We start from the raw sequence: 677 nt of genomic DNA, 5'->3' as shown, positions 1-677 counted from the left end.
CAGGCATTTATGCCGTAGTTGGACTTGCTGGATTGTATCGAGAAGTGGTTGAATTAAAACTAAAAAAGTATTCGCTACTTTTCGACTGCACCTCGATACACGTTCTTATGGTTCTCACCATAAAAACGCACTCGGTGTGACAAGGTAGGTTTTAGAGTTATTAATACCCAGCAGCCCACGTCAAAAAGCGATTCAAAGCAGCGCTTTGCAATCTTTTTCTTCAGTATAACTTGTGTTTTGCGCATAAATTAGGCAGGATAATAGACTTAAAAGTGAATAATATACCGCTATCTACTTAGCGCGACCCTTAGGGAGTCCCGAGTATTCGGGAAAGCCTTGGAGCCAATTTAGCAAAATACAAGTGGTTTTCAGCAAAGCTGAAAAATACCTCAGAAAAAGTGTACTTTCTTTTGTTTCGTTTTCTCCTGTATCCGACGAGCGCAGCGAGAGGAATACACCGTAAAGAAAATGAAAATTAGGACATAGAAAGATTGATGAATTGTAAGAAAGTAAGTTATGAAAATATAAATAAGTTCGTTACTTTTCGACCTGTTCTCGATACTTCGCATTTTTGGTTTACCCCAAAAAAGCGAAACTCGGTGTGACAAGGCAGGTTATTTTACGCAAGAGTCATAAATAGAAATAACATTTTAAAATCGGCCTATCGAAAATAGCGT

The organism is Mesonia sediminis (genome assembly GCF_042684705.1).
Taxonomy (GTDB): Bacteria; Bacteroidota; Bacteroidia; order Flavobacteriales; family Flavobacteriaceae; genus Mesonia; species Mesonia sediminis.
This window is presented reverse-complemented; position numbering follows the sequence as displayed.